This window comes from Pseudomonas sp. DWP3-1-2 (genome assembly GCF_049896285.1).
GTDB lineage: Bacteria > Pseudomonadota > Gammaproteobacteria > Pseudomonadales > Pseudomonadaceae > Aquipseudomonas.
In genome coordinates this window covers 248,964-267,369 of sequence record NZ_JAFCTZ010000004.1, presented here as the reverse complement: position 1 = coordinate 267,369, position 18,406 = coordinate 248,964, and the positions used below count along the sequence as shown (strand labels likewise).

Annotated in this window: 13 protein-coding genes; 11 read left to right on the top strand and 2 right to left on the bottom strand. The window is 59.7% G+C overall.

Features of this window, described 5'->3' with window-relative positions:
• Positions 1–215 precede the first annotated feature (215 nt).
• Complete coding sequence (locus ACP7B0_RS13085) at positions 216–1,556, bottom strand: HD domain-containing phosphohydrolase (protein WP_426141819.1); 1,341 nt, start codon at positions 1,554–1,556, stop codon at positions 216–218.
• A gap of 212 nt (positions 1,557–1,768) precedes the next feature.
• Between ACP7B0_RS13085 and ACP7B0_RS13080 the strand changes: the two genes are divergently transcribed.
• From ACP7B0_RS13080 to ACP7B0_RS13030, 11 genes are all read left to right on the top strand, one after another.
• Positions 1,769–2,728 carry a cytochrome-c peroxidase gene (locus ACP7B0_RS13080; RefSeq protein WP_426141818.1) on the top strand — a complete coding sequence of 320 codons (960 nt, stop codon included), beginning with the start codon at positions 1,769–1,771 and terminating at the stop codon, positions 2,726–2,728.
• Complete coding sequence (locus ACP7B0_RS13075) at positions 2,725–4,527, top strand: DAHL domain-containing protein (RefSeq protein WP_426141817.1); 1,803 nt, start codon at positions 2,725–2,727, stop codon at positions 4,525–4,527. Before ACP7B0_RS13080 ends, ACP7B0_RS13075 begins: the two co-directional genes overlap by 4 nt.
• Positions 4,524–5,945, top strand: coding sequence for an ATP-binding protein (locus ACP7B0_RS13070; RefSeq protein ID WP_426141816.1), 1,422 nt, complete (start codon positions 4,524–4,526; stop codon positions 5,943–5,945). The genes ACP7B0_RS13075 and ACP7B0_RS13070 overlap by 4 nt, the downstream gene beginning before the upstream one ends.
• A 234-nt stretch (positions 5,946–6,179) precedes the next feature.
• A complete protein-coding gene (locus tag ACP7B0_RS13065; RefSeq protein WP_426141815.1) occupies positions 6,180–6,632 on the top strand; it encodes a MarR family winged helix-turn-helix transcriptional regulator in 453 nt (150 codons plus the stop codon).
• Positions 6,629–8,716: an FUSC family protein gene (locus ACP7B0_RS13060; RefSeq protein WP_426141814.1), complete on the top strand. Its 2,088-nt coding sequence runs from the start codon at positions 6,629–6,631 to the stop codon at positions 8,714–8,716. Before ACP7B0_RS13065 ends, ACP7B0_RS13060 begins: the two co-directional genes overlap by 4 nt.
• On the top strand, positions 8,713–8,922 hold the full coding sequence (locus ACP7B0_RS13055) for a DUF1656 domain-containing protein (protein ID WP_426141813.1): 210 nt from the start codon (positions 8,713–8,715) through the stop codon (positions 8,920–8,922). The genes ACP7B0_RS13060 and ACP7B0_RS13055 overlap by 4 nt, the downstream gene beginning before the upstream one ends.
• Complete coding sequence (locus ACP7B0_RS13050) at positions 8,919–9,818, top strand: efflux RND transporter periplasmic adaptor subunit (protein ID WP_426141812.1); 900 nt, start codon at positions 8,919–8,921, stop codon at positions 9,816–9,818. The genes ACP7B0_RS13055 and ACP7B0_RS13050 overlap by 4 nt, the downstream gene beginning before the upstream one ends.
• The gene (locus tag ACP7B0_RS13045) at positions 9,815–11,251 is read left to right on the top strand and encodes an efflux transporter outer membrane subunit (RefSeq protein ID WP_426141811.1); all 1,437 of its coding nucleotides are present in this window, start codon (positions 9,815–9,817) and stop codon (positions 11,249–11,251) included. Before ACP7B0_RS13050 ends, ACP7B0_RS13045 begins: the two co-directional genes overlap by 4 nt.
• A gap of 813 nt (positions 11,252–12,064) precedes the next feature.
• Complete coding sequence (locus ACP7B0_RS13040) at positions 12,065–12,886, top strand: aldo/keto reductase (protein ID WP_426141810.1); 822 nt, start codon at positions 12,065–12,067, stop codon at positions 12,884–12,886.
• A 107-nt stretch (positions 12,887–12,993) separates the two neighbouring features.
• Positions 12,994–14,016, top strand: coding sequence for a transporter (locus tag ACP7B0_RS13035; protein WP_426141809.1), 1,023 nt, complete (start codon positions 12,994–12,996; stop codon positions 14,014–14,016).
• A gap of 263 nt (positions 14,017–14,279) precedes the next feature.
• Entirely contained in the window at positions 14,280–15,896 is a 1,617-nt protein-coding gene (locus tag ACP7B0_RS13030; RefSeq protein WP_426141808.1) for an inorganic phosphate transporter, read from the top strand.
• A gap of 64 nt (positions 15,897–15,960) precedes the next feature.
• Here ACP7B0_RS13030 and egtB read toward each other — a convergent pair whose 3' ends face one another.
• Positions 15,961–18,111: an ergothioneine biosynthesis protein EgtB gene (gene egtB, locus ACP7B0_RS13025; RefSeq protein ID WP_426141807.1), complete on the bottom strand. Its 2,151-nt coding sequence runs from the start codon at positions 18,109–18,111 to the stop codon at positions 15,961–15,963.
• Positions 18,112–18,406 lie beyond the last annotated feature (295 nt).

Here is an 18,406-nt window from a genome sequence, read left to right as displayed (position 1 = left end):
ATTGATGGCCCACGAGGCCTCTAGGCCGGGGCCCCGCGTCATTTTTTTGCTGCGGTAGCGTCGCTGATACATTTTTTGAGGGGGATTTTTTGCGGGGATTACGACGAACGGTCGTATTTTTTCACTGAAGACAGGCACTTTTTGAGCTTGTAACGGTCAGCCTGCGCACCCATGAGGCACAGGCTGACCGTCCAAGCGCGACCGGCAGACCGCTGTCAGGTGAGAACCGGTGCTTCCAGACGCACGAAGATGGTGTACTTGCTGGCTTCCATAGCCTCGAAAGCAATCAGTTTCTGGATCAGTTGCTCGCTGAGCACCTTGCCGGCGTTGAGCAACAGCATCCCATTGTCGGCACTCAGGTTGCGTGCCAGCGCCATCCCCGCCTCCAGCTCTCGCGTGGTAAAGCCCTTGACCAGCGGATCGCCCAGGGTCACGTCGCTCTGGTAGATGGCGCACACCTTGACGAAGTCCTCCAGCAAGCCTGGATCGTACAGACGCCCGCTGTATTTGCGAATGAAGGTCAGGGCTTCGTCGCTGTTCATCTGCCGCTCAAGTATCAAGCCATGCTGCAGCTCAATAAAATCCACGGCGAGCTTGAGCAGGCGCGAACCGAACGGTATGGCCTCGCCCTTGAGATGGTCGGGGAAGCCCGAGCCGTCCCAGCGCTCCTGGTGGTGAAGAATGAGCCGCGCCGCATCCTGCATGGGCTCCAGCGTCATCAGCACCGATTCACTTTTCTTTGGATAGCTGCGATAGCGGTCGCGCTCGGTGTGATTGAGCAAGTCCGCCGGCGCACTCATCATGCTGTCGGTCCAGCTCAATTTGCCGATATTGTGCAACGCCGCCGCCATGCTCAGATCGCGCTGACTGGCCTCATCCATGGGATGGACCTGGGCGTAAGTGCGGACCAGATCAATGATCTGCCGATTGGTCTGTTTGTCCTGCGGCAGGCGCTGGTTGAGCAGCACCGAGAACACTTCAGTGCTGGTGGCGTAGCTGCGCTTGAGTTCGTCGTACGCCAGATCGAGCATGTCGGCAGTCTGCTGCAACTCGGCGGTACGGGCCGCGACCCGGTTTTCCAGGGTGATATTCATCGACTGCAGGGCTTCGTTCTGCACCTTGGTGAGCTTTTCAAGGCGTACCCGTTCACGTTCCGAGTGTTGATGCGCAAACAGCTGGCGCAGGGTCAGCAGCATCTCTTCATCGTTCCAGGGCTTGCTGATGTAGCTGTGAATACGGCCTTCGTTGATCGCCTTGGCAATCATGTCCACGTCGGCGAAGCCGGTGAGCAGGATGCGCATGGTCGAGGGATAACGCTTGTTCACCTCGGCCAGTAGCGTCGCGCCGTCCATATTGGGCATGCGCGCATCGCTCATGACCAGATCAATGCGCTGCTCGGCCATGATTTCCAGCGCCTTGGCGCCGCTGTCGGCAAAAAACAGGTTGTAGCCGTGAGAGCGCAATAAGCGACGCAGACTGCTGAGGATGAGTTCCTCGTCATCCACCAGCAACACGTTCGGTTTGAATTCAACCTCGGAACCAGATTGCTCGTCCATGTCGACACCTTGATTAGCATTTATTTGTGCGCGTTATGTTCCATTGCTGCTGGAGATAATGCGTCAGTCCATGACCTTGGGGAAGGGCATTTATATTCGCCGGGCTGGCTAACTAAAATCCTGCGGCAGCCGACATACAGATATCGGTCCGGCGCCCGGCCCCGTCTGCGCCGCTTCCCGGAAGCTCATTCCATTGGCACAGGATGCTGCAGATGTCTTCATACGGATTGCTTGTTGTTCTCGTCTTGATCCTGAGCGTATCGACCGCCAGTGTCGCACAACCCTTGAATGAGCCGCTCCAGCCGCTGCCTGATGTCGAGGCACAAGACCCGCAGCAGGTCGAATTGGGCCGTCAGCTGTTCAACGAGGCACGACTTTCAGCCAATGGCACGCTTTCCTGCGCCAGTTGCCATCGCCTGGACCGTGGAGGTGCCGACGACAAGCCGCTGTCGATTGGTTTTCAAGGCAGTACGTTGGCGATCAACACACCGACTGTGCTCAACGCGGCACTGAATTTCAAGCAGTTCTGGAACGGTCGCGCCGATTCACTGACCGAACAGATCCATGAAGTGGTGCAAAACTCACAGGAAATGGGCAGCTCCTGGGAACACGTCAGTGCCCAGCTGTCCAGCGACAGTCATTACCGGAAAGCCTTTGCCGCTGCCTACACGGATGGCGTCACCATCGCCAACATCCAGCATGCGTTGCAAAGTTATGAGCGCACGCTGATCACCCCCAACTCACGCTTCGATCGTTACCTCAAAGGTGACACGGACATCCTGACGCTGCAGGAAAAATACGGTTATCAGCGCTTCAAGCAGTACGGCTGCATTGCCTGCCATCAGGGGGTCAACATCGGTGGCAACATGTTTCAGAAATTCGGGGTCATGGGTGATTACTTCAAGACCAGGGGCAACGTCACGGACGCTGACCTGGGACGTTTTCTCGTGACCGGCAACGAGAACGACCGCAACGTATTCAAGGTGCCGAGCCTGCGTAACATCGCACTCACCGCGCCCTATTTTCACGACGGATCGGCCGCAACCCTGGAACAGGCCGTCGAAGTGATGTTCACCTATCAATTGGGCCGCGTCGCGTCTGAGCAGGATAAATCGCTGATTGTGCAGTTTCTGAAGACCCTGACCGGTGAACTGGCAGGTAAACCCCTATGAAACTGTCTCGACGCTCGAACGTTTCATTAGGTGCCGCAACCTTGAGCATTGCCTCGGTTCTGGTGTTTTTATACTTCAATTCGATCTCCTACGAGACCTCAACCTACTTCGAATCCCGGGACGTGATACGCCAGCTCAAACAGCTGGATGCACACTGGGAAACGGAAATCCTCAAGTCGCGGATGGGCGTCACCCAGGATTACGACCTGCTGGTCGCACCCCTGACGGAAATGAAGCGTCTGGGGGCCAGTTTTGAAACGATGCTACACCTTGAACCCGGCCAACAATCCGACGAATGGAAAGCCCACCGCGACGTCTACCTGGCGGCTCTGGAACTCAAGACAGAGCTGGTGGAACAATTCAAATCCCACGATGCGGTGCTGCGTAACTCTCTGGCATTTTTACCCTCGGCAGCGGATGACATTCAGTTTCAGCTGGCACGGGTTGAAGACCCCGTCTTGCTGCAAAACACCGCGACCAATATTTATGACCTGCTGTTGACCAGCCTGGAATTCGCACAGTCGGCAACCTCTGATAAGTCGGCCGAGCTCGAAGTGGGGATCAATCGTGTGCAGGTGGCCAATGATCTCCTGCCGGCCCCGCTCAGCGCCTCGATCAACATCCTGCTCAATCACGTCAAGCTGATCCAGCGGGAGCAGCCTTTCGTCAATGATCTTCTGGGTCGCATAGCCGCGGTGCCTGTGGCGCAACGACTGGATGCCATTAACCAGATGCTCGATGTTCACCAACAACAAGCCGTGGAAGAAGAGCAGCAGTACCACCTGTACCTGATCATCCTTTCGGCGGTAATGGCGCTGCTGCTGTTGTACCTGGTGCATCGACTGGTACGCAGCTACAAAGTGATCAACGACGTCAATAAAGCCTTGCAGGAAGCCAATGCAAGCCTGGAGCGGCGGGTCGAGGAGCGCACGCGCGAACTCAGGAGTGCGCAGACCGAACTGATGGATGCGGCGCGTCAGGCCGGGATGGCGGAAATCGCCACTAACGTTTTGCATAACGTTGGCAACGTGCTCAACAGCGTGAACATTTCCGCAGAACTGGTGACACGCCGGGTTCGCGACAGCAAGGCTCGTGGCCTGGCCAAGGCCGTGGCCATGATGAACGAGCATGCGGCAGACCTTGGCAATTTCATGACCCTGGACGACAAAGGCAGGCTGCTGCCCGGTTACCTGAATCAGCTGGTAGTCACCCTGGACCTGGAACACCAGAGCGTCGCCGAGGAACTGGAACGCTTGAGCAAAAGCGTGGACCACATCAAGGAAATCGTGGCGACACAGCAGTCCTATGCTGGCGCCGCCGATCTCGTCGAATCACTGAGCATTACCTCCCTGCTGGAGGACGCCCTGCACATGAACTCCGGCTCCTTGACCCGGCACAGTGTCGCCGTGGTACGCGAGTACGGCACCGTGCCGGAAATAATGGGCGACAAACACCGGATCCTGCTGATCATGATCAACCTGATCAGCAACGCCAAATACGCCATGTCCCAGACCGACAATGCGGCACGCAAGATAACCCTGGCGGTAAACATTGTCGGGGGGACGACGTTGCGCATCTGCGTCAAGGACGAAGGCGAAGGTATTTCGCCGGAGAACCTGCCGCGTCTGTTTACTCATGGATTCACCACGCGCAAGGAGGGCCATGGCTTCGGACTGCACAGCTGCGCGCTGGCCGCAGTCGAGATGAACGGGCAGTTGACGGCCCACAGCGACGGTCCCGGCAAAGGTGCCTCGTTCACCCTGGATATCCCATTCAAGCCTGCCGCAGGTGTGCAATGAAAAGTCTGTCTAACCGACGCATCCTCCTGATCGACGACACTCCGTCCATTCACGAAGATTTTCGCAAGATTCTCACACCCTCCAACGTCTCCAATGAGGAACTGGACCTGATGGAGGCGGCCTTGTTCGGCAACGAGATTCCGGTCGTCGGTAAGCCCTTCACGCTGGACTCCGCCTACGGCGGCCAGGAAGGGTTGGCCAGGGTCAACGAGGCGCTTGCGCTGAATCTTCCTTACGCCCTGGCGTTCGTGGACATGCGTATGCCTCAGGGCTGGGATGGCGCCAAGACCATCGAGCATTTGTGGGTGGCTGACCCGCGCCTGCAAGTCGTGGTGTGCACCGCTTACACCGATTACTCCTGGGACGAGCTGCTGGATCGGTTGCAGGGCCACGACCGCCTGCTGATTCTGAAAAAGCCTTTCGACAACATCGAAGTCCAGCAACTGGCCAACACCCTGACCAACAAATGGGTAATGGCCGAGCGCGCTTCGGTACAGATGGACCTACTGGAAAACCTGGTGGAACGGCGCACCGCTGAACTGACCCAGACCAGCGAAGCACTGCGGCGGGAAATCGACGAACGAAAACTGCTGGAAAGCCAATTGGTGCAATCGGAAAAACTCGCCTCGCTGGGGCAGTTGGCCGCCGGCGTGGCCCATGAAATCAACAACCCCATCGGTTTTATTTCTTCCAACCTGGGCACCCTGGAAGGCTACTTCGGCAAGCTCAAGGAGATGCTGGACGCCTACCGCCTGGCCGAGCAGGCGATGCAATCGGGATCCACCGAACAGCAATTGGCGGCGCTTCGTGAACAGGTGGAGCTGGATTACCTGATGGAAGACATTCCCGTCCTGATCAAGGAATCGAAAGAAGGCATCGGCCGCGCCGGTAAGATCGTCAAGGACCTCAAAGCGTTTTCACGGGTGGAATCCAGTGAACAATGGCAGTGGGCGGACCTGCATGAAGGCATCGACTCAACCCTGAACATCGCCGCCAACGAATTGAAGTACAAGGCTGATGTCGTCAAAGAGTACGGCGAGCTTCCCAAAATCGAATGCCTGCCATCGCAAATCAATCAAGTGATCATGAACCTGGTGGTCAACGCCGCTCAGGCGATGGGCGAGCAACGAGGCAAAATCATCCTGCGCAGCGGCGTACAGGGTGAGCAGGTGTGGCTGGAGGTGACTGACAATGGTTCGGGCATTGCGCCGCAATCACTGCAACGCATCTTCGATCCATTCTTCACAACCAAGCCTGTCGGCCAAGGCACCGGCCTGGGTTTGTCCTTGTCTTACGGCATTGTGAACAAACACGGTGGGCAGATCACCGTGTGCAGCGAAGTGGGCGTGGGGACGACATTCAAGGTCACGCTGCCCATCCATCAGACCGCCGTTGAAACGGCCACAAGTCAGACCTAGCGGACCCATCAAGCGGTGAAACGCTTGCTCGTGACGGGCTTGAATAGCTGGCCGGGCAGGCATCACCACTGCAAATCCTGCGGCCGATGACGCCCGCCTCTCCTCACAAAAACCATTCCACCGGGCATTTCAGGGTTGACTGAAAGACTTTGTTACAGGATATTAATAGTTAGCAAGCTAATAATGACCCTGCGAACGATCTGCCATTTCAATCCTTTCAAACCGGTCCATCTCATGTCCCTTGACTCACTGCAGATGAATATCAGCAGCGGCATGGTCGCTGCGTCTCGCCAATGGCGACGTATCTGCCAGACCACCTTGGCCACCTACGGCGTCTCCGAAGCCTGCGCGGGCCCCTTGCTGATGATTCTGCGGCTGGGTGACGGCGTGAACCAGGTCACCGTCGCCCATGCGGCCGGCATGGAAAGTCCCACCCTGGTGCGCTTGCTGGATCAACTGTGCAGCGCCGGGATCGTCTGCCGCACCGAAGATCCGAATGATCGCCGCGCCAAAGCCTTGAGCCTGACCGAAAGCGGCCGCGCATTGGCCCTGGCCATTGAAGAAGAGTTGGTGCGTTTGCGCCGGGACGTGCTGAAAAACGTGAGCCGTGAAGACCTGGACGCCACGTTGCGCGTCTTCAAGGCGTTTGCCGACGCGGCCCATCCAGACACAGCGGGGAGCGCTTGAAAGATTTCTTTGCGGGCGTGCCCCCGGCACAGGACTGGTTTTACGGCATACGCACGTTCGCGGCTTCGATGCTGGCGCTTTACATCGCCTTGCTGATGGAAATGCCCCGGCCCTACTGGGCAATGGCGACGGTGTACATCGTCTCGAGCCCCTTTGTCGGGCCCACCAGTTCCAAGGCGTTGTACCGCGCGCTGGGCACCCTGGCCGGGGCGTCGGCGTCGGTGCTGCTGGTGCCCCTGTTCGTGCAAACGCCGTTTCTATTGGCGGCTGTCATTGCGCTGTGGACGGGCACGTTGCTGTTCCTGTCCCTGCACCTGCGCACCGCCAACAGTTACGCCCTGATGCTGGCCGGGTACACCTTGCCGTTGATTTCCTTTCCGGTGGTGGATAACCCGCAGGCGGTGTTTGATATTGCCGTGTCGCGTACCGAAGAGATTTTCCTGGGCATCGTGTGTGCGGCCGTGGTGGGCAGCATGTTCTGGCCGCGTCGCCTGGCGCCGGTCATGCAGGGTGCGGCCGATAAATGGTTCAGCGATGCGTCGGCCTACAGCGACCGTTTTCTGGCCCGCACGGTTCAAGCGCAAGAAGTCGGCGCACTGCGCGGCGCCATGGTCGCGACCTTCAACAGTCTGGAACTGATGATCGGCCAACTGCCCCATGAAGGCGCAAGCAAACAAACCGTGCGCAACGCCAAAGAACTGCGCGGACGAATGATCCATTTGCTGCCGGTCATCGATGCGCTGGACGATGCGCTATGGGCACTGGATCGCCGCACACCCGAAGGGGCCGCTCACCTCGCCCCTCTGCTGATCAACACCCGCGCCTGGTTGGAAAGCACCGCCACCGGGCCGCAATGTGAGCAGTGGCAAGCCTTGCATCAGGCGCTTGAACGGCTGCAGCCCAATGCCGCGCAACTGGATGACCGGCAACAGTTGCTGCTGTCCAACGCGCTGTATCGACTCGGTGAATGGATTGACCTGTGGCACGACTGCCGCACGCTGCAGCACGCCATCAAGACCGACGATCGGACGCCATGGCGCGCGGTTTATCGCCACTGGCGGCTGGCGCGAATCACGCCGTTTCTGGATCGCGGCTTGATGCTGTACTCCGTGACGTCCACGGTGCTGGCGATCATTGTCGCCTCGGTCCTGTGGATCCTGCTGGGTTGGCCCGACGGTGCGGCGGCGGTTGCCCTGGCAGCGGTGTCCTGTAGTTTTTTTGCGGCAATGGACGACCCGGCACCCCAGATATACCGCTTCTTTTTCTGGACGATGCTCTCGGTGGTGTTCGCCAGCCTGTACCTGTTTGTGGTCCTGCCTAACCTGCACGACTTTCCCATGCTGGTGCTGGCCTTCGCGGTGCCGTTCATTTGCGTCGGTACGCTGACCGTGCAGCCGCGCTTCTACCTCGGGACCTTGCTGACCATCGTCAACACCTCCTCGTTCATCAGCATCCAGAGCGCCTACGACGCGGACTTCCTGAACTTCGTCAATTCCAACCTGGCCGGTCCGGTGGGCCTGTTGTTCGCCTTTGTCTGGACGCTGGTGGTGCGGCCCTTCGGGGTCGAGCTGGCGGCCAAGCGCCTGACCCGTTTCAGTTGGCGTGACATCGTGGCGCTGACCGAACCGGCCACCCTGGCCGAGCACCGCGCCATGGGCGCCCAGATGCTTGATCGTCTGATGCAACATCTGCCGCGCCTGACCATCACCGCACAGGACACAGGCATTGCCCTGCGTGAGCTCCGGGTGGCGTTAAACCTGCTGGACCTGCTGGCCTGGCTGCCACGGGCGCACAGCGGCCAGCAGATGCTGTTGCGCCAGGTCGTGAATGAAGTGGGCGGTTATTTCCAGGGCTGTCTGGATGCCCGCGAACGTCTGCCCGCGCCCAAAGGGCTGCTGATGACCATGGATCGCGCCCGCCGCGCATTGTCCGCTGAAAGCCTGGATGACGATCCCGCCCGCCCTCACCTGCTGCACGCGTTAAGCGGACTGCGCCTGGCACTCTTGCCTGGCGTGGAGATCGTCAACGCAGCGGCCGAAACCGAAGAGCACCCTCCTTATGGCATTGACGGAGCCCCTCTATGATCGGTGATCTGGACATCAGCGGGGTGTTCGTCCCCACATTTCTGGCCCTGATGGGCATTACCTGGTTGCTGTTTCTGGTGGTTCACGCTGGGTTGTCGCGTGTCCACTTCTATCGCCTGGTCTGGCACCGGGCATTGTTCAACGTAGGTCTGTACGCCCTGCTTCTCGGCGCTGTGGATACTCTCAGTCGATACCTGATGAAATGAAAAAACCTCTGCTGACTCTGGGCCGTGTGGTCCTGACCCTGCTTGTCGTGATCTTTGCCGCCATCGTGGTCTGGCGCATGGTCATGTATTACATGTACGCCCCGTGGACCCGCGACGGCCACATCCGCGCCGACATCATCCAGATAGCCCCGGATGTTTCAGGGTTGATCCAGAAAGTCGACGTCAGCGACAACCAGTCAGTGACCAAAGGCCAGGTGTTGTTCACCATCGACCGCGACCGTTTCCAGCTGGCCCTGCGCCAGGCACAGGCGACAGTGGCCGAACGCAAGGAAACCTACGAGCAGGCCAGACGTGAAAACAAGCGCAACCGTGGCCTGGGCAACCTGGTGGCCCGCGAACAACTGGAAGAAAGCCAGTCCCGCGAAGCCCGCGCCTTGTCGGCCCTCAATGAATCGCAGGTTGCCGTGGACGCCGCACAACTGAACCTGGATCGCTCGGTGATCCGCAGCCCGGTGGACGGCTACCTCAATGACCGAGCTCCCCGGGCCCATGAGTTTGTGACGGCGGGCCGGGCTGTGCTGTCGGTGGTGGACGGCACTTCGTTCCATATCGACGGCTACTTTGAAGAAACCAAGCTGGACGGGATTCATATCGGTCAGAGCGTGGACATTCGCGTGATTGGCGACAACGCCCGCCTGCGCGGCCATGTGGTCAGCATCGTCGCCGGTATCGAAGACCGCGACCGCACGAGCGGCTCGAACCTGCTGCCCAACGTCAACCCGGCGTTCAGCTGGGTGCGTCTGGCCCAGCGCATTCCGGTGCGCATTGCCTTCGACGAAGTGCCCGCGGACTTCCGCATGATCGCCGGACGCACCGCCACGGTGTCCATCCTCGATGACGCGCAGACTCACCCCGACAGGAAGCTTGCGCAATGAAACACCTCACACGCCTGACAACCGTCGGGCTTGGCTTGCTGTTGTCGGCGTGCCAGGTCGTCGGCCCGGACTATACGGTGCCCGAGCAAGCCGCCATCAACCGTAAGGATTTGCAGGGCGAGCTGGCGGGTGAATCGGCCAATTCGGTTTCCGCCCCCGTGCCCGCCAACTGGTGGCGGATGTATCAAGACCCGCGTCTGGATCAATTGGTGCAGCAAGCCCTGGCGTCCAATACCGACCTGAGAATCGCTGCCGCCAACCTGCAGCGCGCCCGGTATCAGACCGCTGAAGCCCAGGCGGCGGGGGGATTCAGCAGCGGTGTAAAGTTAGGTGCGGAGCGTCTTCAGGAATCCGGCGAAGCGTTTCTGCTGGCGGATAAAGTGCCCGTGTCCAATGTCGGCAACGTCGGGATCACCACCTCGTATCAGTTCGACCTGTTTGGCACCCTGCAGCGCGGCATCGAAGCGGCCAAAGCCAACGTCGATGCCACTCAGGCCGCCGCCGATACAGCACGCATCACCTTGGTTGCCGATGTGGTGCGCGCCTACACACAGGTGTGTGCCGCCAATGAAGAACGCGACATCGCGCTGCAATCCCTGGACCTGCAGCAGCAAGCCGTAAGCCTGGTCCAGCGCCTGCGTGATGCCGGGCGCGGCGATGAAACCCAGGTCACGCGCTCGGAGACTCAATTCAAGTCCTTGCGCGCCGAACTGCCGCGTTACGAGGCCTCGCGTCAGGCCGGGCTGTTTCGTTTGTCGATGCTGCTGGCGCAGCCGCTGGACCAACTGCCGGCGGGCGTCACGACCTGCAACGAGCTGCCGCATGTCGCCCAGGTCATGCCCGTCGGCGATGGCGCCGCCTTGCTCAAGCGTCGCCCGGATGTGCGCCAGGCCGAACGCCAGCTCGCCGCCGCCACCGCCCGAATCGGCGTCGCCACCGGCGAGCTGTACCCGGACATCAGCATTGGCGCGACGATCGGCACCGTGGGCCTGGTGGAAAACCTCGGAAAACCAGCGGCCAATCGCTGGGGCTTTGGCCCGTTGCTGAACTGGACCGTGCCCTCCAACGGCTCCCGCGCCCGGATTCATCAGGCTGAAGCTTCGACCCAGGCCGCGCTGGCCCGCTTTGATGGCGTCGTGCTCAACGCCATCCGCGAAACCCAGACCGGTCTGGCGCAATACACCGCGCAGCTCGAACGCCGGGATGCACTGGCCGACGCCGAGCAATCGGCCAGACAAGCAGCCGACCAGACCCACCGTTTTTTCCAGGCCGGCCGCGAGTCCTTCCTCGCCGACCTGCAAGCCACCCGTACCTACACTGACGTGCGGGCTCAACTGGCCATGGCCAATACCCAGGTTGCCATGGGGCAGATTGATCTGTTTCTGGCGTTGGGCGGTGGGTGGGAAAGTGCGCGGCGGGTGGCGGGGGAATAATTTCCTGCAATCTTGGCGCGCTTACGGCGCCCGCTGGGTTGCCCGCCAATCCTGTTTTTGTAGCGGGTTTGGTGGGCATATCCATTGGTGGCCGTGACGCGTAGTCACCTTTGCGCTCTTACAGCTGCCTCTAAAATAAAAAGCCACTTTGCCTTGGCAAGTAAAAACCGTCGGCTCCTTTGTCCAGCCCCTGCTGCGCAGGTGTTCCCTCCCGCCACACTCCGTGGGACCGGCTTTAGCCGGGAAGAGGCCGGTGCATCTGTTGCATTTTCATCGCAAGTGATGCCGTCTTCCCCGCTAAATCCGGTCCCACATGTCAGCTATTTGCAACTCGACAACGTGGCGCCTGGAAGACGAGGGATCTCCTACAGGAAAGGTTCGTAACTACTGGAGCGCAGCAGGGGCCGGACGTCAGCGCATACGGCTTTGTCTATTTTGCCACGACAAAATAGATCCGGCCGTCACGACGAAACCTATATAAGCAGCACCGCCAATGCGGGTGGTGCCCCCACCCCCTACGCGCCAACTATATGGATTATCGGGATCGACGATACGTCCTGTGGGCATGCAAGGCGCTTACAGAGATAACGCCGCCCGCAGGGCCGTGTGTGTTCAGGCAAACAGCTATTGCTGCCTCGCGCTGCTCGTGAGCTCCTACTTACTAAGGAGCCGGCCGTCAGTACGGAACCTGTATAAGCAACGCGCCACCCACTGCGAAATCGACCGTTTTCTCGTCAAACGCCCCAGAACCGGGAACCCTTTCCCCATTTCACTGCCACACTTCTCATCATTCATCCAACAGCAGGAGTTCCCATGCGCACACTCGAACTCGCGGGGCAGACCGTGCCGGTCCTGGGTCAGGGAACTTGGCATATGGGCGAAGACCCACGCCAGCGTTCGGCAGAAATCGCCGCGCTTTGCCAGGGCATCGAACTGGGCATGACGCTGATCGACACGGCGGAGATGTACGCCGACGGCACCGCCGAAGAGGTCGTCGCCGAAGCCATCGCCGGGCAGCGTGACAAGGTCTTCGTGGTCAGCAAGGTCTACCCTCACAACGCGAACCGTGCTGGCACAGCCGCCGCCTGCGAGCGCAGCCTGAAAAGGCTGAAAACCGACTACATCGATCTTTATCTGCTGCACTGGCCCGGTCAGTATCCGCTGGATGAAACCGTCGAAGCGTTCGAACGCCTGCGTGACGCCGGAAAAATCGGCCGTTGGGGGGTCTCGAACTTTGATGTGCCGGACATGATTGAGCTGAATAACGCGGCCTGCGCCACCAATCAGGTGCTCTATAACCCTGAAGAGCGCGGCATCGAGTTTGATCTGCTTCCCTGGGCGAACGCTCAGCGCATGCCGATCATGGCTTACTGCCCTATCGGTCAAGCGGGCGATCTGCTGCATCATCCGGCGTTGCGGGCAGTGGCTGCACGTCATAACGCCACAGCTGCGCAGATCAGCCTCGCGTGGGTGCTGCGCCAGGAAAACATGATTGCCATCCCCAAGGCGGTCCACCCTGAACACCTCAAGCTGAACCTGGCGGCGGTTGACCTGAAGCTTACCCCGGACGATCTCGCCGAGCTGGACCGGGCCTGGCCGGCACCGACCCGCAAGCAGCGTCTGGCTATGGTCTAACCGGAAACAATTAGTCATAACCTGAAACAAAAATGAAATAAACGCTTGTCATGATGCGCCCTTCGTCCATCTGCCAGGGACCGGCGCATCAAGACCTGTGAGTAACCATGACTCAGAGCATCGTGCAGAAAAATCAGGATTCCGACCTTTTCGGCCTGCTCTATGGTTTTCGGTTTCGTCCCGGCGAAGGGGGCCAGGAAATCGGCTCGGCCGTAGCACTCAACTGCCTGCACACCCCGGCCACGCCTGACGAATTCCTCTGGCTGCACCTGAATCTGGCCCATGCCGGTTGCGAGCGCTGGATGAAAACCCACTTACCGCTGCCTGAGGAGTTCTTCGAAGCCCTGCATGAAGGCTCACGTTCAACCCGGATTGAACATGTGGACTCGGCGCTGCTGGCGGTGGTCAACGACGTGGTCTTCGACTTCAATCTGGTTTCCACGGACATTTCCACGTTGTGGGTCTGCACCCACCGACAACTGCTGATCACCGCACGCCAGTTACCGCTGCGTTCGGTAGACAAGCTGCGTTCGTCGGTCAAGCGCGGCGAACAGTTTCGTTCGCCCGTGGAGTTGCTGGCGCACCTCCTGCGTGACCAGGGCGAAGTGCTGACTCAGTTCCTGCGCAAGACCAGCGTCAGCGTGGACAAAATCGAAGACCAGTTATTGTCGCAACGCCTGAGCAATAACCGTTCGGAACTGGGCGCCATGCGCCGGGTATTGGTTCGTTTGCAGCGGCTGCTGGCGCTGGAGCCTGGTTCTCTAATGCGTTTGCTGCACCGACCACCGTACTGGTTGCAGGAAGACGACGTACAAGAGCTGCGGCAATCCACCGAAGAGTCCGCGCTGGTGATCAGCGACCTGACGGCGCTGGGTGAACGCATCAAGCTGTTGCAGGAAGAAATCGCCGCCAACCTCAATGAGCAAAGCAGCCGAACCCTTTACACCCTGACCGTGGTCACGGTGCTGGCATTGCCGATTAATATCGTTGCCGGTTTTTTCGGCATGAACGTCGGTGGTATTCCCTTGGCGTCGGACCCGGAAGGTTTCTGGGTGCTGGTGGCATTGGTGGCGACGTTCACGTTGATTGTCGGGCGCTGGGCGTTTCGCAAGAATCAGGATCGGGGGTAGAACGCCAAGATCTGTTGGAGGTCGCGTACGTGTGGGAGCACGAAACTCGTGGAACCGGATTTATCCGGGAAGGCGTCGGTGAAGCCCGCACCTTTGCAGCGTCTGCCCCATCCTTCCCGTATAAATCCGGTCCCATGAAGCCGAGTTCCTAGACCGGACATCCGAAAAAGCCAAACTGAATGTCACATCGTTGACGTGTGTCGCAACGCTGTAACATTTTGCAATAAAAATAGGTGTCACCTTTTCCTGCAGGATTGCGCACCATGGTCTCCAGCACACTGGCCCCGGACTCAATCAGACACGCCGACGATTCAAGACCCCAATTCTCCCGCAAGCCCGGCAAACTCACCATGGGGCTGTTCTTCGTCATCCTGGCCATGGGCCTGTTGTTCACTGCCTACAGTCTGAAACAAGACGTCGATGACATAGGCACGGTGGTCACCACCTGGACCCCGTTCCTGCTACTCGGCGTGGCGCTGGTAATTGCTCTGGGTTTCGAGTTCGTCAACGGTTTCCATGACACGGCCAACGCCGTGGCCACGGTTATCTATACCCATTCCCTGCCGCCAAACTTCGCGGTGGCCTGGTCGGGGCTGTTCAACTTTCTCGGCGTGCTGTTTTCCAGCGGCGCTGTGGCGTTCGGCATCATCGCTCTGCTGCCGGTGGAATTGATCCTGCAAGTTGGCTCCAGCGCCGGCTTTGCGATGATCTTCGCCCTGCTGATCGCCGCCATCATCTGGAACCTTGGCACCTGGTGGCTGGGTTTGCCGGCTTCTTCCTCGCACACGTTGATCGGCTCGATCATCGGGGTCGGCGTGGCCAATGCGCTGATGCACGGCCGAGACGGCACCAGCGGTGTGGATTGGTCCCAGGCAACCAAAATCGGTTACTCGCTGCTGTTGTCGCCTCTGGTCGGCTTTGGCTGCGCGGCGTTGTTGCTGCTGGCCATGCGCCTGTTCATCAAGAATCGTGCGTTGTACAAAGCGCCAAAAGGCAATTCGCCACCGCCCTGGTGGATTCGCGGCATGCTGATCGTCACCTGCACCGGCGTGTCCTTCGCCCACGGTTCCAACGACGGACAAAAAGGCATGGGTCTGATCATGTTGATCCTGGTCGGCACCCTGCCGATGGCCTACGCCTTGAACCGCACCATGCCCGCCGACCAATCGATTCAATTCGCTGCCGTGGCCGAAGTCACGCAGCAAGCCTTGAGCCGAAGCGTCCCCGCCCCTGCTCCGGCTGATTCTCGCCAGACATTATCGGCCTATCTGGTCAGCAAACAGGCCACGCCTGATCTGATCCCGGCGCTGGCCGTCATGGCCGGCAAGATCGGTATTCAGGTCAAGAGCTATGGCTCGCTGGCCAAAGTCCCCGCCGAGGCGGTGGCCAACGTGCGGAACGACATGTACCTGACGTCCGAAACCATCCGCCTGATGGAGAAAAACAAGGTCGGCAGTTTCGATACCGATACTCAGGACAAACTCAAACTGTTCAAGGACCAGATCGACAGCGCCACGCGTTTTATCCCGACCTGGGTGAAAATCGCCGTGGCCATCGCGCTCGGCCTGGGAACCCTGGTCGGCTGGCGGCGCATCGTCATCACCGTCGGCGAAAAAATCGGCAAGACCCACATGACCTACGCGCAGGGTGCGTCGGCCGAAATCGTCGCCATGCTGACCATTGGCGCGGCCGATATGTACGGCATGCCGGTCTCCACCACCCACGTGCTGTCATCCGGCGTGGCAGGTGCCATGGTCGCCAATGGCTCGGGCCTGCAACTGCGCACCTTGCGCAACCTGGCCATGGCTTGGGTGCTGACGTTGCCGGCGGCGATTCTGTTGTCGGGGTCGTTGTATTGGCTGTTTGTGCAGATCTTCTAAGCTGACGTTTGAGAATAGAAAAAGCCGGCGCTTATCACGCCGGCTTTTCTTTGCCCCGCTTGCCTCAACCCTTCAGATTGAACAACGCCACCTCCGGCGCGTCGCTGATCCATTGCTCGCTGACAGTCCACCCCGCCTGCGCGGCCAGAGCGGTAAAGGACTCGACGGTGAACTTGTGGGAGTTTTCCGTGTGCAGGCGTTCGCCAGCGCTGAAGTGGAAGGCTTGACCAGCCACCATAGCGGTTTGCTCCTCGCGGCTGACCAAGTGCATTTCCATGCGCTGCTCCTGCTCATTCCAAACGGCCAGATGATCGAACCCATCGTTCTGGAATGTGCCGTCCAGTTCACGGTTGATGCGAGTCAGCAAGTTTTTGTTGAAGCGTGCCGTGACCCCTTGAGCATCGTCATAGGCCGCGACCAGCGTGGCGGCGTCCTTGACCAGGTCGACACCGACGATGAAATGCGCGTTTTCCCCCAACAGCGTCCGGGCTGAACGCAGAAACTTCACGGCCTGTTCCGGTGTGAAGTTGCCGATGGTCGACCCCGGAAAGAAACCGACCCGGGTCAGGCCGTCTGCGGCGCGGGGCAGCTTCAAGGCGCGGGTGAAGTCATCGATCTGCGGGGCCACGGTCAGGTGCGGGTATTTCTCGTGGAGCTGGTGCGCGGCCTTGTTCAAGGCATTGGCGCTGATGTCGATGGGCACGTACACGGCAACTTGCGGCGCCGCGTCCAACAACAGACAGGTTTTAGCGCTATCGCCGCTGCCAAATTCCACCAATGCCGCGCCTTGGGGAATCGAAGCGGCCATCTGCTCGGCGACCTCCGTCAGCAAGCGGGTTTCGGCACGGGTCGGGTAGTACTCGCGGGTGTGGCAGATGGCTTCGAATAGTTCTGAGCCTGCTGCGTCGTAGAAGTATTTGGGCGACAGGTTTTTGGCAGGCGATGACAGGCCGGCGATAACGTCGCGGGCAAACTCACTGTCGTGGGGGTTGACCACGCCGGGCTGACGACTGTCCCGGGCCAGACGCAGGCCGGAAACCACCCAGCGCTTCTCGGGATGAAAGAAGTTGCGATACGTGGCCCGAGAGTGATTCGGGGACGTCACGCTGGCACCACCGCGCAAGACCATCTGGCTGATCATGAACTTGCCGTTGTATTCCCCCACCGCGCTGGCCGCCGGACGAAAGCCGGGGTAAGCGCTGTACGCGCTTTGGGTCCATTGCCAGGCAACGTCATCCACCTGTTCCAGCAGCCCGGCGATCGCCGCCGCTTCCCATTCCGCTTCGGTCGGCAACCGCGCATCGGCCCAATGGGCGTAAGCGGCCGCTTCGTAGTAGCTGATATGGGTCACCGGCGCATCGGGAACGATTGTTTCCAGCCCACGCAGGCTCATGCGCCGCCAGCCATGGGGCTCGTCATGCTGCCAATACAGCGGCGCGTTCCAGGCGTTTTCCTGCACGACGGTCCAGCCTTGCGCAAGCCAAAGACCCGCCTGGCTGTAGCCGCCCGCGTTCATGAAGGCCAGCCATTCACCGTTTGTGACGAGCCGATCGCTGATTTCGAACGATTGCAGGTACGTCGTGTGGCGCGGGCCTTCGTTGTCGAAAGCGAACTCGGCCCCGTTATGGCCGATTTCGGTGAGACCGCCCTTGAGTGGCTTGTACTGACCGCGACCTCCGGGCGTATCCCTGGGCCAGGCCACATCGTAGGCGGGCTTGAGTGATGAAGTGCTGAACAGGTGCAGGATGTCCATCAACAGCAGTTCCTGATGCTGCTCTTCATGGGCCAGGCCCAGCTCGATCAAACCGTTGAGTGCTTCCGGCCAGGTGCGCTGCAGCAGCCTGTCCATGTGGTGATCCACATGGTTGCGGTAGGCGATTACCTGATCAATGCCGGGACGGGTCATCAAGCCACGTTGCGGTCGGGGATGGCGCGGGCCGACGGCCTCGTAGTAGGAGTTGAAGAGATAGCCGAACGTCGGGTCGAACGCTTCATAAGCGGAAAAGTGTTCGCTGAGCAGGAAGGTCTCGAAAAACCAGGTCGTATGCGCCATATGCCATTTTGCCGGGCTGGCGTCAGGCATCGACTGAACCACCATGTCTTCGGCACTGAGGGGGGCCGCCAGGCTCAGCGTGCGGCTGCGAACGCTTTGGTAGCGCTTGAGCAACTCGTTGGCAACGGGGGTCTGGCGTGGCTCGCGTGAGGGGCTGATCATCGGTGTTCATCTCCGGCGTTGCCGCGGCCTGTGGTCAGGTGCTTGCGGCGTCGAGCGTTTCTTCATGACCGACCCAAGTGGTGCAAAGACGTCATGAGGGCAAGCTAAAGGCATCACCTGTTAATAGGCGCAGTAGGTTTGAGGCCCTTGATGCGCACAATGTTCAATCCCTATATTCCAGGCGCTTGTATGACAATTTGTCAGTGTAGACAACGGAAAATTCAGCCCCTGAGCTGTGCCGACCCCGTCCGGGACACCAGGGAACGTTTACGGTCCTTGTGAATCGGAACCCACA